Here is a 14,907-nt window from a genome sequence, read left to right on the forward strand (position 1 = left end):
GCTGCCCTCAAGCGATCTTCTGCCGGGCGACCGGAGCAAGGCGCTCCGCCGCCGCTTCGATTTTCGCCAGGGCGTCGCGGATTTCCTCCTCGGTGACCACGAGCGGCGGGATGAGCCGGACGACATTGTCGCCGGCGCCGACCGTCAGCAGATGCTCGTCGCGCAGCGCCTGCACCATGGTCGTGTTCGGCACCACGCATTTGAGCCCGCGCAGCAGGCCGCGCCCGCGCACTTCGGCGATGACCTCCGGATAGCGATCGGCGATCGAGGCAAGGCCCTGCTTCAACAGGATTTCCATCTGCCGCACATGCTGCAGGAAGCCATCGGCCAGCGCGATATCGAGCACGGCATTGCCGACGGCCATCGCCAGCGGATTGCCGCCATAGGTGGTGCCGTGGGTGCCTGCCGTCATGCCCTTGGCGGCCTCGGCCGTCGCCAGGCAGACGCCGAGCGGGAAGCCGCCGCCGATGCCCTTGGCCACCGCCATGATATCCGGCGTGATGCCGGACCATTCATGGGCGAAGAGACGACCGGTACGGCCCATGCCAGATTGCACCTCGTCGAGGACGAGCAGGATGCCGTGCTCGTCGCACAGTTTGCGCAGCGCGCGCATGGTTTCGTCCGGCACCAGCCGCACGCCGCCCTCGCCCTGGATCGGCTCGATCAGGATGGCGGCGGTCTCCGGGCCGATGGCAGCCTTCAGCGCCGCGTTGTCGCCGAAGGGAACCTGGTCGAAGCCTTCCACCTTGGGGCCGAAGCCTTCGAGATATTTGGCCTGGCCGCCGGCGGCGATGGTCGCGAGCGTGCGCCCGTGAAACGCGCCCTCGAAGGTGACAATGCGGAAGCGCTCCGGATGGCCGTTGACATAATGATAGCGGCGCGCCGTCTTGATGGCGCATTCCAGCGCCTCGGCGCCCGAATTGGTGAAGAAGGCCTTGTCGGCGAAGGTATGGTCGACAAGCCGCTGCCCGAGCCGCTTCTGCCCGGGGATTTCATATATGTTGGACAGGTGCCACAATTTCTCGGCCTGCGACTTCAGCGCTTCGACGAGATGCGGATGGGAATAGCCGAGGAGATTGACAGCGATGCCGGCCGCGAAATCGAGATAGCGCTGACCGTCTTCCGTGGTCAGCCAGACACCCTCTCCTCGCTCAAAGCGCAGGCCCGCACGAGCATAAGTGTCGTAAAGCGGCTGCGCATTTGCGTCCGTCATTTTGTTCGGGCCTCCAAAACCCAGTTGCCAAGCTTGCTGTTCCCGTCATGGAAATCGGCAAAAATGAAATCAAAAAGCCGCCCACAATGCCATTTGGGGCGGCCGCACGGGTGTAATATCATCATTCAAGGTCGAATTGTCAAATGAACGTTTCGCCGATTTCGGGGCTTTGGCGGCACCGCTCCGCGGGCTTTGCCGGCAAGCGAGAAAAGAGTCTTTTCTGCAACAGTTTAACCTTCAAGTTGGGGAAAACCGAAAAAAGCAACGGAACCGACCGTGCCCGACTCTTGTCACGGAGTCATCGCATATTGTAGTTTGGAAATCGAAATAGCTAGATTTCGTACGGCGTCCTCGTCACCTGGATAGATATGGTATTTGTTCAATCTGGAGCAATCCCGATGCGAGGAAGGATTCAGTCCGCCAGCCGTGCAAAACAGAGCCCCATATGGAGCTAGGGACATGAACTGGACAGACGAGCGCGTGGAGCAGCTGAAGAAACTTTGGGCCGACGGCCTGAGCGCGAGCCAGATCGCTGCGCAGCTGGGCGGCGTCAGCCGGAATGCCGTCATCGGCAAGGTCCACCGGTTGAAGCTTTCGGGGCGCGGCAAGACCACTTCCAGCCAGGCACGCAGCAAGAAGGTCAACAATTCCGGCGCCGGCCAGCGCAGCTCCGGCGCCAGCCACATGTCCGCCCGGGTGGTGAGCCGCAGCGTCGGCGCGACGGCACTGCAGACCGAATTCAGCACCGAGGTCGTGACCCACACGGTCACCCGGCCAGCCGAGAATGTCGTCGTTCCGATTTCGCGGCGGCTGGAACTCGTGCAGCTGAGCGAGCGGACCTGCAAATGGCCCGTGGGCGACCCGCTGATGCCCGGCTTCAGCTTCTGCGGCAATGATGTCGGCGAGAGCGGACCCTATTGCAGCTACCATTCGCGCCTGGCCTACCAGCCGGCGTCGGACCGCCGCCGCAAATAGGGTTCCGGCCTGAACCGGACATGATCCTGCATTGTTCTGAGGCGCCACACGGCGCCTCCTTTGTTTTGGGGCTGTGGGCTGGCGGGACTGCTTCCCTCAGGCGTCGCTGGCGCCGAACAGCACCGTGAACGAGGCGCCCTCGCCAAGGCGCGAGCGGATGACCAGCCGGGCGCGGTGGCGGGTAAGGATATGCTTGACGATGGCGAGGCCGAGCCCGGTGCCCTTCTGCGCCTTGCTGGTTTCGGCATTGACCCGGTAGAACCGCTCGGTCAGCCGCGGTATGTGCTCGTCGGCGATGCCGGGGCCGAAATCCTGGATTACGGCCTTGGTCACATCGCCGCTGCGCTTCAGTTCGACGACGACGCGCTTGCCGGACTGGCCGTATTTGCAGGCATTCTCGACGAGGTTCTGGAACACCTGCGTCAGCTCGTCCCGATCGCCGAGCACATTGATCGGGCCGGCCGCGACATCGCGCTCGATGGTGACGCCGAGATCCTCCGCCAGCGGGCGCATCGTATCGGCGACATGGTTGAGGACGGCGCTCAGATCGACCTGGTCCTTGACCGCGATATGCGCCTTCATCTCGATGCGCGACAGCGACAGGAGATCGTCGATCAGCCGCGCCATGCGTTCGGCCTGCTTGTGCATGATCTCGAGGAAATTCTCGCGCGCCTTCTCGTCATTGCGGGCCGGGCCGCGCAGCGTCTCGATGAAGCCGGTAAGCGATGCCAGCGGCGTGCGCAGCTCATGGCTGGCATTGGCGATGAAATCCGAGCGCATCCGTTCCAGCCGGTGCGCCTCGGTCTGGTCGCGGAACGACAGGAGGAATTGCGGCTCGCCCGCGCCCACCCGGTCGAGCAGCAGCACCGTCGCCCGGTACCAGCGTTCCAGCGGCACCCGCTCGAAATAATCGGTCGAGCGCGCGGTGCCGTCCTCCATCACCGCATGGACCAGCGCCTGGATCTCCGGCGCGCGGAAATGCATCAGCAGCGTGCCGCCGCGGGCGATCGCCCGGAACGCGCCGCTTGCCGCCGGATTGGCATAGAGAATGGTGCCCTCGCGATCGAAGATGATGAGAGGATCGGGCAATTGCGCCGCAAGCTGCTGGCCGGACAGGCGGAAGATCACCGGATCGGCCGGCTGTTCCGACAGGGCATCGGTGCGGGGCAGCGCCGCCGAAAGCCCGACGACGGCGACGAGCACCAGCATCAATATGCCGAAGCTCAGCCACCAGGACGCGCCGAAGCTCAGCACCAGCGCCGTGACGAAGGCGGCCGCCGCCAGCACGAAACGCGAGCGGATGATGCGTTCGATTATCCTGCCTCTCAGACCGTCCCGGTTTTCGGCTATGCTCATGAATAGATAAACTCCATGCGTCTTAATGGTGGACGCTGTTCCGATGTCCCAATAACATGGCTTTATGTCAATTGAGGAAGGCGCCTTGGGGAAAAGTCCGAAACCGAAAACACCATCTTCGCAGAAAACTATAAAGCCGGTGAAACTCGTGGTCGATGGCAGGAAGCGCAGCTTCGACATCGAGAACCCGAAGCTGCCCGACTGGATCGATGCCTCGGCGCTGTCTTCCGGCAATTATCCCTATGACGGCAAGATGCCGAAGGACGAGTACAAGGACACGCTGGAAGCGCTGCAGATCGAGCTCGTCAAGCTGCAATACTGGCTGCAGGAAACGGGCGGGCGCGTCATGACCGTTTTCGAGGGCCGGGATGCGGCCGGCAAGGGCGGCACCATCTTCAACCTGCGGCAATATATGAACCCGCGCACGGCGCGGAACGTCGCCCTGACCAAGCCGACGGAAGTCGAAGCCACGCAGTGGTATTTCCAGCGCTATGTGGCGCATTTCCCCAGCGCCGGCGAGTTCGTCACCTTCGACCGATCCTGGTACAATCGCGCCGGCGTCGAGCCGGTGATGGGTTTCTGCACGCCGCAGCAGCGCGACGCCTTCCTCGACGAAGTGCCGGGCTTCGAGCGCATGATCGTCGCCGACGGCATCCACTTCTTCAAGATATGGCTCAATATCGGCCAGACGATGCAATTGAAGCGCTTTCACGACCGGCGCCACAGCCCGCTGAAGAACTGGAAGTTTTCGCCGATGGACATTGCCGGCATCGGCAAGTGGGACGATTATACCAAGGCGCGCGACCTGATGATCGAGCGCACCCATACGCAGCACGCGCCATGGACCGTGGTGCGGGCGAACGACAAGCGCCGGGCGCGCATCGCCGTGATCCGCAGAATATTGCTCAGCCTGCCCTATGCGGGCCGGGACACCGATATCATCGGCAAGGAAGACCCGCTGGTCATCGGCTCAGGCGCGGAGTTTTTCTGACATATGGGGTGGTGATCGGGTCGGGCCGCATGGTGGTGGCAGGGCGAGAGTTCGGGGATTTCAAACCCTGTCACTCTCCGTTTCTGCTCTCACCATTTTCCTCATGCTGAGCCAACCTCGGTCATGCTGAGCCCCCTCATGCTGCCCCCCTCATGCTGAGCTCGTCGAACCACGAAGCACGCACTATTTCGATTTGATGCAAGCAAAGAAAGGGACTGCACAAGCGTTGCTGCGCCCTTCGACAGGCTCAGGATGAGGGAATTGGGTGTTTGGCAGGGGGATAATTCTGCGAGGTTTCCAACCTGGGCTCCCTGCTTTTCTGCAATCAAATCAATCATCCTCGTCCTGAGCCTGTCGAAGGACGCACTTTATTTATGCAACACACGCCCCTCCTGGTGGGATAAATGGAAACTTATCCCACCACTTTGAAACCGGGTTATTGTGATTCGGTCCTTTCCAGTGGGGGAGCAGCTTCCGGTGCTGTTTCGATTTGCTGGGGAAGGATGGCGTTGCCGGGATATCGGAAGTGACAAATCCGATTGGCCAGCAAACTGCAGAAGGAAACGGAGGTGGCGCTTTGTTTTCCGGGTTGTTGCGTCTGACAAGCGCAGCAACAGCAGGCAAAGACGTCGCGGGCGGTCTTCGGACCTCGACCCTGATACCATACTGACGCGCTGAAGACCGCCCGTCTCCCCCCATTTCAATGACCAGACGCGATTTTCGCGGGCGTGGTGCGGATTTTCTGCATTTAACAAGAGACTGCACAAACGTTGCTGCGCCCTTCGACAGGCTCAGGATGAGGGAGGTAGTGGGTGGCAGGGCGGTAGTTCTGCGAGGTTCAAGCTCAGCATGAGGGAAATGGGTCGTGGCCCGGTAGAGCCACCTCGATCCCGGAGTGTTCCTCCACCGCAGCACAATCGCGCTGATATCTACAACTATCGACGTATTGACAATATAGAACAGATAATATTCTATATTGATATTACTTTACCTATATTTCAATTGTTCGTTGAAAGTCACAAATATGCAACCATTCAGCAATGATAGTGGTTAATACCTTTAAATAGGGCCACGCAGTCGCCGCCATTACAGTAAATGTACCTTTGTAGAGTTACCTTATGGTCTCGACTGCGTATTCTATTGAAGCATCCATTGCCGCGCGTCTATGCCGGGCTGGCATGAGCAAGGCGTCAATTATAGAAGCCTATCGCCGGGCGCGGCTCGATGGCACCTGTTTCATCGATGAGATTTATGGGTGCGGTGGACTGCCGGCGGATGTCGTCGTGGCCTGCCTTGCGCAGGTGGCGGGCGTCAGTTCCGGCAATATTCCGGCCAAGGCACCGATCGTCGCGCCGCGCTTCGATCAATTGCAGCATCTCGGCCGGATCAGCCGGACGGCAATTGCCGATGCCGATGGCATGATCAGGTTCTACATCGCGCCGAAACTCAGCGATATCGCGGCGATCCGGCGCAATCTGTCGGCGGGTTCGCCGGACAGGCGGCGGTTGACGTTCACGCCGCCCGCGGTGCTGGCGGACCATCTGGCCGATTACTACCGCGAGCCGCTGGCCCGCCGCGCCGCCGGCATGCTGGAAGATGCCGCGTCGGGCCGCTCCTCCAGGATCGTCGTCGATGGCGGCCAGGGAGCCCTCATGGGGGCGATACTGACCTCGATGGTGTTTCTGTCGATACTATCGCAGCAGGCGTTGTTTTCCGCGCTCCACGCGATGCTGTCGGGGCTGTTTTCCAGCAGCGTCATCCTGAGAGGCATGGCAGTGCTTCATGCCCGCCGCGCCAGGCGGCCGCCTCGGCTCGAAAGCACCGGCAGTGTGCCGCCGGTCTACAGCATATTGGTCGCGCTCTACCGCGAAGCTCCCGTTGTACCCCAGCTGGTGCGGGCGATGCGGGAGCTGGACTGGCCACCCGCCCGGCTCGAAGTGCTGTTTCTTTGCGAGGCTGACGATAGGGATACGCTGCGGGCATTCGCGGCGCAGAAATTGCCGCCGGGGTTCAGGGTGGTCGGGGTCGCCGGCTTCGGTCCGAGGACCAAGCCGAAGGCGCTGAATGTCGGGCTGCAGCTCGTTTCCGGCGAGTTCGTCGTCGTCTATGATGCGGAGGACAGGCCGCATCGGGGCCAGTTGCGCGAGGCCTGGCAGAGGTTCAGCCGTGGCGGGCCCCGGCTCGGCTGCCTGCAGGCGCCGCTCGACATCTGCAACGGCCGCGACGGCTGGATACAGCGCCAGTTCGCCTTCGAATACCGCGTTCATTTCAGGGGAATTCTGCCGTGGATGGCAGCGCAACGGCTGGTCATGCCGCTTGGCGGCAGCTCCAATCATTTTCGCCGCCCGAGCCTTGCCGCGCTCGGCGGGTGGGACGCCTTCAACGTCACCGAGGATGCGGAGCTGGGGCTGCGGCTGGCGCGCTCGGGCTATCACAGCGAGATGCTGACGCTGCCGACCTATGAGGATGCGCCCGGCGAGGCAGGCATCTGGCTGAAGCAGCGCACGCGCTGGATGAAGGGCTGGATCCAGACCTGGCTCGTCGAGATGCGCGATCCGCTGCCCCTGCTGCGGCAGGTCGGACTGCGGCGGTTCCTGCTGTTTCACCTGTCGTCGGCGGGCCTCGTCGCCTCGGCGCTGATCTATCCCCTCATGCCGTTTCTCGTCCTCGATACCATGCTGCGCGCCCTCTGGCTGGGGAGGGAGGCGCTCCCCTTCACCTGCGTGCTGGACTTCATGAATGTCGCGCTTGCCTTCCTCTCGTTCCACGCTCTCGGGATGATTGCCGGTCGGGGCCGGCCCACCGACGGAGGGCTGCTGCTATCGATGCCGCTTTACTGGCTCATGATCTCGCTGGCGGCATGGCGGGCCATAGGACAACTGCGGCTTTCGCCATTCCTGTGGGAAAAGACGCCGCATCTGCCGAGCCGCGCCCCGATGCAAAGGAACCCGGCGCCAGAAGCCCAGCCCCGGGAACCGCCCGTGCCGGCGGAGCCGATAACGCCACCTTGACAGGGAGCTTGCCGTATCGACATCGTGCGTGGGTCAATAAATTCAGGATTGGAGGCAGCCCTCCAAGGCAAGAGATGGCAATACTGTAGTGACGTGCTTCGGCAGGCTTAGCAGCTCAGCATGAGGGAATGGGTATTTGGCAGGGTGGTAGTTGTGTGAGGTTCCGATCTCTGGCGCCCAACCTTCTTGCAATCAATCCAATCTCCCTCATCCTGAGCTTGTCGAAGGGCGCAGCAACGTTTGTGCAAGCCCTTTTTGAAGCGCTGCATCCGCATCGTGCGTGCTTCGACAGGCTCAGCATGAGGGGTTTTGTCTGATTGCAAAAAAGGTTGGGAGCTTGGATCTGAAACCACGCAGAACTACCACCTTGCAAATCTCCACCTCCTCCCGTGCTGAGCCTCCTCCCATGCTGAGCCTCTCAGGGTGAGCCTGCCAAACCAAGAAGCACGCACGGCAATGGTGCCAGCGGCCAAATCATGCTAGCGTTGCAGCGAAATCACCCGGCCAATAGAGACCGCATGCTGCTTCAGACCCTTTCCACCATTGCCCGTCAGGTCACCATCGGGGGATCAGCCACCGCGACCGGGCCGACCATTATCAATCTGGCTGCCGCCATCAGGCTGGCGACCATCGCCAATCTCGCCAATACCATCGCCAGTTTTACCAGAACCGTCAGCTTGATCCCCCGCCTGGCCATCCGTCTGGTTATCACCCGCCCGGTCGCCATCAGACCGGTCATCATCGCCATGGCGATCATCGGCCTCGGCCTCGGCGCCGGCACGGCGGGTGCTGCGCCCAAATTCCCGCATTACTGGGAAGGCCGCGAGAGGATCGCGACGCCGGACCTTCGCACCGTGAAGCGGGTGCGGTTCGTGACCACCGTCGATTATCCGCCGTTCAATTTCGTCGACAGCAATGGCCGCATTTCCGGTTTCAACATCGATCTCGTGCGCGCCATCTGCAAGGAACTGGATATCACCGCGATCTGCCAGGTGGAAGCGCGGCCGTGGAACGAGCTCCCCGCGGCGCTGGAAAGCGGCGAAGCCGAGGCCATACTTGCCGGCCTGCGCCCGACCGATGCGCTGCGCCGGAAATACGCCTTCACCGCGCCCTATATGCGCCTTCCCGCACGCTTCGTCACGCTGCGGGGGGCGACGCTGCCGGCGCCCATGGCGGCGTCGCTCGAAAAGAAGACGGTCGGGATCATCGCGGATTCGGTGCACCAGGCGATCTTCGCGGATTATTTCCCGCAGGCCCATTGGGTCGGCTACCCGACGCGCGAATTGCTGGTGAAGGACCTGAAGGACAAGAAGATCGACGCGATTTTCGGCGACGGCGCCGAACTCGCCTTCTGGCTGGCCAGCGCCGAGGCGGACAATTGCTGCATCTTCGCGGGCGGACCCTATGTCGCGCCGCAATTCCTCGGCGACGGGCTGATGATCGCGACGACGCTCGAAAATGCGCAGCTCGTCGATGGTTTCAATTTCGCATTGAAAGCGATGGAAGCCAAGGGCATCATTTCGGAGCTTTACCTGCGCTACTTTCCGGTCGATTTCTACTAGCGTTGTTCCGAACCTGAATATCATCTGACGCCGCTGCGATGCGGGAGCGAACGTCAGATTCGGTCACTCAATCGACGATTGCCTGCGCCAGTCCAATTGACGTTGCGATGCTGCCGCCATAGTGTCCGCGCGCCCCCGCAAATGACAGGACACACAGGAACACAGAATGATTTCGCGCCCCGACACAAAGATCGAACTGACCCCCGAGCTCATCGCAGCGGCGGCGGAGGCCAAAGCATGGCCGTTCGAAGAGGCGCAGAAGATCATCAAACGCTACGAGAAGACGGGCTATCCGGACACCGTGCTGTTCGAAACCGGCTATGGCCCCTCCGGCCTGCCGCATATCGGCACCTTTGGCGAGGTGGCGCGCACATCCATGGTGCGCCATGCGTTCCGCGTGCTGACCGGCGACAGGGTCAAGACGCGCATCCTGTGCTTTTCCGACGACATGGACGGCCTGCGCAAGGTGCCGGACAATGTGCCCAACCGGGAAATGATGGAGGCGCAGCTCGGCAAGCCGCTGAGCCGTATCCCCGACCCTTTCTCCAATGAATATCCCTCCTTCGGCGCCGCCAACAATGCGCGCCTGCGGGCATTCCTCGACCGGTTCGGCTTCGACTATGAATTTGCCTCGGCGACGGATTATTATGCCAGCGGGCGCTTCGACGAGACGCTGCTCAAGATGCTGGCGGCCTATGACGAGGTGATGAACATCATCCTGCCGACGCTCGGCGAGGAGCGCCGCGCCACCTATTCGCCCTTCCTGCCGATCTCGCCGCGCACCGGCATCGTGCTGCAGGTGCCGATGATCGGCCGCGATGTCGCCAGGGGCACCATCACCTACCAGGACCCCGATACGGGCGAGCATGTGGAAACGGAAGTCACCGGCGGCAAGGTCAAGTGCCAGTGGAAGGCCGATTGGGCCATGCGCTGGACGGCGCTCGGCGTCGATTACGAAATGGCCGGCAAGGACCTCATCGATTCCGTCACGCTGTCGTCGAAGATCTGCCGGGCCCTCGGCGGACGCGCGCCGGAAGGTTTCAACTACGAGCTCTTCCTCGACGACAAGGGCCAGAAGATCTCCAAGTCGAAGGGCAATGGCCTGACGATCGACGAATGGCTGACCTATGCGCCGACGGAAAGCCTTTCCCTCTACATGTTCCAGAAGCCGAAGACCGCCAAGAAGCTCTATTTCGACGTGATCCCCAAGGCAGTGGACGAATATTTCACCTTCCTCTCCGCCTATCAGCGGCAGAACTGGAAGGAGCGCCTCGGCAATCCGGTCTGGCACCAGCATTACGGCAATCCGCCGCAACTCGACATGCCGGTGCCCTTCGCCATGCTGCTCAATCTCGTCAGCGCCTCGAATGCGGAAAACGCCGGCGTGCTCTGGGGGTTCATCTCGCGCTATGCGCCGGGCGTGACGCCGGAAAACAATCCGAAGCTGAACGAGCTCGTCACCTATGCGATCCGCTACTTCAACGATTTCGTCAAGCCGACCAAGAAGTTCCGCCCTGCCGACGCGGTCGAACAGGCTGCGCTCGGCGGCATCGATGCAAAGCTCGCCGAATTGCCGGCGGATGCCGATGGCAACATGATCCAGAACGCCATGCTCGACGTCGCCCGCGCGATAGAGCGCTACCAGGACCATACGAAGAAGAGCCCGGAAGGCGGGCCGGGCGTCGCGGTCTCGTTCTTCCAGATGCTCTATGAAGTGCTGATCGGCCAGGAGCGCGGCCCGCGCTTCGGCTCCTTCGTGGCGCTATACGGCATCGACGAGACGCGGGCCCTCATCGGCAAGGCGCTTGCGGGAGAACTTGCATAAAGGCGGCCCGCCACGAGGCCTGACCTGACGGCGCCTATTGCGGCGCCGGCGGGAAGGGTGCATCCGGGGCCGATAGCGGCGGCGGCGCAATGTCGCCCGGGGGATCGAGAGGCGCATCGAATGGCGCATCGGGCGATGTCAGATCGGGCGGTGCGATATCAGACGGCGTCAGGCCGGGCGGCGCGACATCGGACCGCGGCAGCGGCACGTCGTTGCTGGCAGGCGCTGCCGGTGCGGCGCCGAAAATGCCGCGGCGCTCCTCCTGCGCCTTGTTCATGAGTTCGGCCAGCTCGTCGCCCTCGGCCCGGGCCCAGCCATTCGTCACCAGCCATTGCGATACATCCGTGGTGCCGAGCTTGCAGCGCGTGGCGATCGCCTCGCCGGGCGGCTGCTCGGGCACGACGCATTCCACGGCGCGCGAGCGCAGCCAGTTGCGCAGGGCGGTGCGCGCCGCCATGCCGCAGGGCCATCCGCCGCCACCCTCGGCGGCGCAGGTCTCGTCCAGGGCCGGTGGATCGATGCCGGCAAGGGATATGCGGTAGCCGGACGCCTCGATCTCGCCGGCCGTGCCGGCAACCGGGCGATAGAGCAGCTTCGGCCTGGCGCTGTCATCGACGGCGACGGCTTCGGGCGGCGGGGCGGGCGCTGCCGCCTGGCCGATATCGCTGAGAGGCGGGCGCGGCTCGACGCGTTCCAGCGGCGCGGCCGTACCTTGCGACGATGCTGGCGGAGCAGCCTCGGCGGGCTCCGGCAATGCCTGCTGCTGCGCATCCTGTTCCGCACCCGGCTGCATCTCCGCCGGCAGCTCGAAATCCTCGGCGACAGGCACATCCTCGCCGACGACGCCGCCGGCGGCATTGCCATCGAGCGCGCCCTGGAAGGGAGCGACGAAGGAATAGACGAGGGTCAGGGCCACGAAAGCCGTGACGGCATAGAGCGGCAGGCGGCGCAGCGAAAACGCCATGTTCACTGGCTCGCCCACAATATCCGCGCAATCCAGTCGATATGCGCGGCGTCGAACGTCCGGTTCGGATGGTCCGGGTTCATCGATTGCAACTCGACCGTGCGCGGCGTCTGCCGGTACAATATCTTGGCCATGACCTCGCCGTCGCGCGTTCGCAGCACCACGCGATCCCCGCGCCGCACCGGCGCACCGGGCGAAACGATGATCGTATCGCCATCGCGGTAGAGCGGGAGCATGGAATCGCCCGACACTTCGAGCGCGTAGACCGCATCGCTCGGGCCAACCGGGAATTCCACGACATCCCAGCCCTGCCCGACCGGAAAGCCGCCATCGTCGAAATAGCCGCCGGCGCCGGCCTGGGCAAAGCCGAGCAGCGGCACGGGCCGCGTCGAGGAAACGGGCGGGCTCTCCGGCCTGCCATGGACCAGCGACATGAATTCGTCGACCGAGGCCCCGGTGGCCTCCATGATCTTGGCAAGCGACTCGGTGGAGGGCCAGCGCGCGCGGCCGTCGATCGCATAGCGCTTCGATTTGTTGAAAGTCGTCGGGTCCAGACCAGCACGCTTTGCCAAGCCCGATACGGACAATGAATGCCGAGCCGCCAAGGCGTCGATGGCCGCCCATATGCGGTCATGTGAGAACATCGGAGCGCTTCCTGAAAGGAAAAAATACCTTCAAGTTCTGTTCTAGGCGGAATACAGACAAAAGTCGAGAAAATTCACGGAAAACTTTCTCATATGATGCGCGGCGGGGGCAAAGGAAAATTCGCCCCGCCGGCGCTGTCTCAGGCGGCCTTGCCGACTTCGCCCCGATAGGGATTGAAGCGCTCGTAGAAGGTTTCCCCCTTCTCCGCCATATCCTGCAGGAGCTTCGGCGCCTTGAACTGCTGGCCGTATTTCTTCTGCAGGCTCTTCGCCAGCTCGACGAATTTGCCCGCGCCCATGCCGTCGATATAGGAGAGCGTCCCGCCGGTATAGGGCGCGAAACCGAAGGCGAGAATGGAACCGACATCCGCCTCGCGCGGATCGGTGACGATACCCTCCTCCATGACGCGCGCGGCCTCCAGCGCGATCGTGACGAGGAAGCGCTGCTTCAGCACCTCGACATCGACCCCCGCCGCATCCTGCTGCGGATAGAGCGTCTTCAATTCCGGCCAGAGATGCTTCTTGGCGGGCTTGGGCGGATAGTCGTAGAAGCCCTTGCCGTTCTTGCGGCCCCGGCGGTCATATTTGTCGACGAGCATGTCGACCAGTTCCACGTGGCGCGGGTCGACGGCCTTCGGTCCAAGATCGGCAAGGGTCGCCTTCAATATCTTCTGCGACAGGTCGATCGCCGTCTCGTCGTTGAGGGCAAGCGGCCCCACCGGCATGCCGGCCATGCGGGCGGCATTCTCGATCATCGCCGGCGGAATGCCCTCCACCAGCATGTTATAGGCTTCCGACATATAGCGCAGCACGCAGCGATTGACGTAGAAGCCGCGCGTATCGTTGACGACGATCGGCGTCTTCTTGATCGCCCGCACATAGTCGAGCGCGACGGCAAGCGCCTTGTCGGAGGTCTTCTTGCCCATGATGACTTCCACCAGCATCATCTTCTCGACCGGCGAGAAGAAATGGATGCCGATGAAGTTCTTCGGTCGCACCGAAACCTTGGCGAGGCCGGTGATCGGCAGGGTCGAGGTATTGGAGGCGAAGATGGCGCCGGGCTTCAGCACGGCCTCCGCCTTCTCCGTCACCGCGCGCTTGACTTCGCGATCCTCGAACACGGCCTCGATCACCAGATCGGCGCCTTCGAGATCATCATAGCTGGCCGAAGCGGTGATCATTTCGAGCAGCTTGTCCTTGTCCTCCGCCTTGGCCTTGCCCTTCTGGATCTCCCTGGTGATGAGTTCGGCCGAATGGGCCTTGCCCTTCTCCGCCGCCTCGACCGACTGGTCGAGAAGCACCACCGGGATGCCCGCCCGCGCCGTCACATAGGCAATGCTGGCGCCCATGAACCCGGCGCCGACCACGCCGATCTTCTTGAATTTCGTCGGTTTGACGTCGTCCGGGCGGCGCGCGCCCTTGTTCAGCTCCTGCAGGGAGACGAAGAGCGAGCGGATCATCATCCCGGCTTCCGTCGTCTGCAATATCCTGGTGAAGTAGCGCTGTTCGATCTTCAGCGCGGTGTCGAAGGGCACGAGCAGGCCCTCATAGACGCTCTTCAGGATGAAGGCGGCGCCGGGATAATTGCCATAGGTCTCGCGGCGCAGGATCGCCGTCGCGGCCGGCCAGAGATTGGCTCCCGCCGCCGAATAGATGGCGCCACCGGGCAGCTTGAAGCCCTTTTCGTCCCATGGCTGGACCGGCTTCAGGCCGTCCCTGATCATCTTCCTGGCCGCTTCGACCAGCTTCTTGGCAGGTGCGATCTCATGCACCAGGCCGAGCGCCCTGGCCCGTGCAGCGGTGAGGCTGGAGCCGGTCGTCATCATCTGCAGGGCGTCCTGCTGGTTGGTCAGCCGCGGCACGCGCTGCGTTCCGCCGGCGCCCGGAAAGATGCCGACCTTGACTTCCGGCAGCGCCATCTTCACCGCCGGATCATCGGAAACCACCCGTCCGTGGCAGGCGAGCGACATTTCGAAGGCACCGCCCATGCAGGTGCCGTTGATCGCCGAGACCCACGGCTTGCCGCAGGTTTCGAGCTTGCGGAACAGCCCGCCCATCCGGCCGGTGGTCTCGAACAGCAGCTCGACCGCCTTCTTCGGGTCCTTCGCCTTCTCCTCCTGGAATATCTGGAACATGCGCTTGAGCATCGTCAGGTCGGCGCCGCCGGAGAACGTGTCCTTGCCGGAGGTGATGACGGCGCCCTTGATGGCCTCGTCCTTCGCTACCTGATCGACGATCGCGTCCAGTTCCTTCATCACCTCCTCGGTGAAGACGTTCATCGATTTGTCCGGCATGTCCCAGGTCACGAGCGCAATGCCGTCGCTGTCGATATCGACCTTAAAGTTGGTGTATTTCATGGTCGGCTC

General features: G+C 62.7%; 10 protein-coding genes. 5 read left to right on the top strand and 5 right to left on the bottom strand.

Annotated elements, in window-relative coordinates; genetic code table 11:
* Nucleotides 1-7: 7 nt before the first annotated feature.
* On the bottom strand, nucleotides 8-1,213 hold the full coding sequence (locus M8997_RS16515; RefSeq protein ID WP_250015396.1) for an aspartate aminotransferase family protein: 1,206 nt from the start codon (nucleotides 1,211-1,213) through the stop codon (nucleotides 8-10).
* A 459-nt stretch (nucleotides 1,214-1,672) separates the two neighbouring features.
* On the opposite strand from M8997_RS16515, the gene M8997_RS16520 reads away from it, so the two are divergent.
* On the top strand, nucleotides 1,673-2,188 hold the full coding sequence (locus M8997_RS16520) for a GcrA family cell cycle regulator (RefSeq protein ID WP_250015397.1): 516 nt from the start codon (nucleotides 1,673-1,675) through the stop codon (nucleotides 2,186-2,188).
* 96 nt (nucleotides 2,189-2,284) lie between these two features.
* Here M8997_RS16520 and M8997_RS16525 read toward each other — a convergent pair whose 3' ends face one another.
* Nucleotides 2,285-3,544, bottom strand: a complete 1,260-nt coding sequence (locus M8997_RS16525; RefSeq protein WP_250015398.1) for an ATP-binding protein — start codon at nucleotides 3,542-3,544, stop codon at nucleotides 2,285-2,287.
* Nucleotides 3,545-3,608: 64 nt separating this feature from the next.
* On the opposite strand from M8997_RS16525, the gene ppk2 reads away from it, so the two are divergent.
* From ppk2 to M8997_RS16545, 4 genes are all read left to right on the top strand, one after another.
* The gene (gene ppk2 / locus M8997_RS16530) at nucleotides 3,609-4,535 is read left to right on the top strand and encodes a polyphosphate kinase 2 (RefSeq protein WP_250015399.1); all 927 of its coding nucleotides are present in this window, start codon (nucleotides 3,609-3,611) and stop codon (nucleotides 4,533-4,535) included.
* 1,178 nt (nucleotides 4,536-5,713) lie between these two features.
* Entirely contained in the window at nucleotides 5,714-7,546 is a 1,833-nt protein-coding gene (locus tag M8997_RS16535; protein WP_250020211.1) for a glycosyltransferase, read from the top strand.
* A 518-nt stretch (nucleotides 7,547-8,064) separates the two neighbouring features.
* Nucleotides 8,065-9,108 (top strand): transporter substrate-binding domain-containing protein, encoded by a 1,044-nt coding sequence (locus M8997_RS16540; protein WP_250020212.1) that lies wholly within the window; start codon nucleotides 8,065-8,067, stop codon nucleotides 9,106-9,108.
* Between the two features lie 166 nt (nucleotides 9,109-9,274).
* Entirely contained in the window at nucleotides 9,275-10,933 is a 1,659-nt protein-coding gene (locus M8997_RS16545) for a lysine--tRNA ligase (protein WP_250020213.1), read from the top strand.
* A gap of 34 nt (nucleotides 10,934-10,967) precedes the next feature.
* Here M8997_RS16545 and M8997_RS22205 read toward each other — a convergent pair whose 3' ends face one another.
* The 3 genes from M8997_RS22205 to M8997_RS16560 form a co-directional block, all read right to left on the bottom strand.
* On the bottom strand, nucleotides 10,968-11,897 hold the full coding sequence (locus M8997_RS22205; protein ID WP_305884376.1) for a thermonuclease family protein: 930 nt from the start codon (nucleotides 11,895-11,897) through the stop codon (nucleotides 10,968-10,970).
* A gap of 2 nt (nucleotides 11,898-11,899) precedes the next feature.
* Entirely contained in the window at nucleotides 11,900-12,541 is a 642-nt protein-coding gene (locus M8997_RS16555) for a helix-turn-helix transcriptional regulator (protein ID WP_250020214.1), read from the bottom strand.
* 140 nt (nucleotides 12,542-12,681) lie between these two features.
* Nucleotides 12,682-14,898 (bottom strand): FAD-dependent oxidoreductase, encoded by a 2,217-nt coding sequence (locus tag M8997_RS16560; RefSeq protein WP_250020215.1) that lies wholly within the window; start codon nucleotides 14,896-14,898, stop codon nucleotides 12,682-12,684.
* Between the last annotated feature and the right edge of the window lie 9 nt (nucleotides 14,899-14,907).

Origin of the sequence: Phyllobacterium sp. 21LDTY02-6 (assembly GCF_023554255.2) — a bacterium.
Lineage (GTDB): Bacteria > Pseudomonadota > Alphaproteobacteria > Rhizobiales > Rhizobiaceae > Phyllobacterium.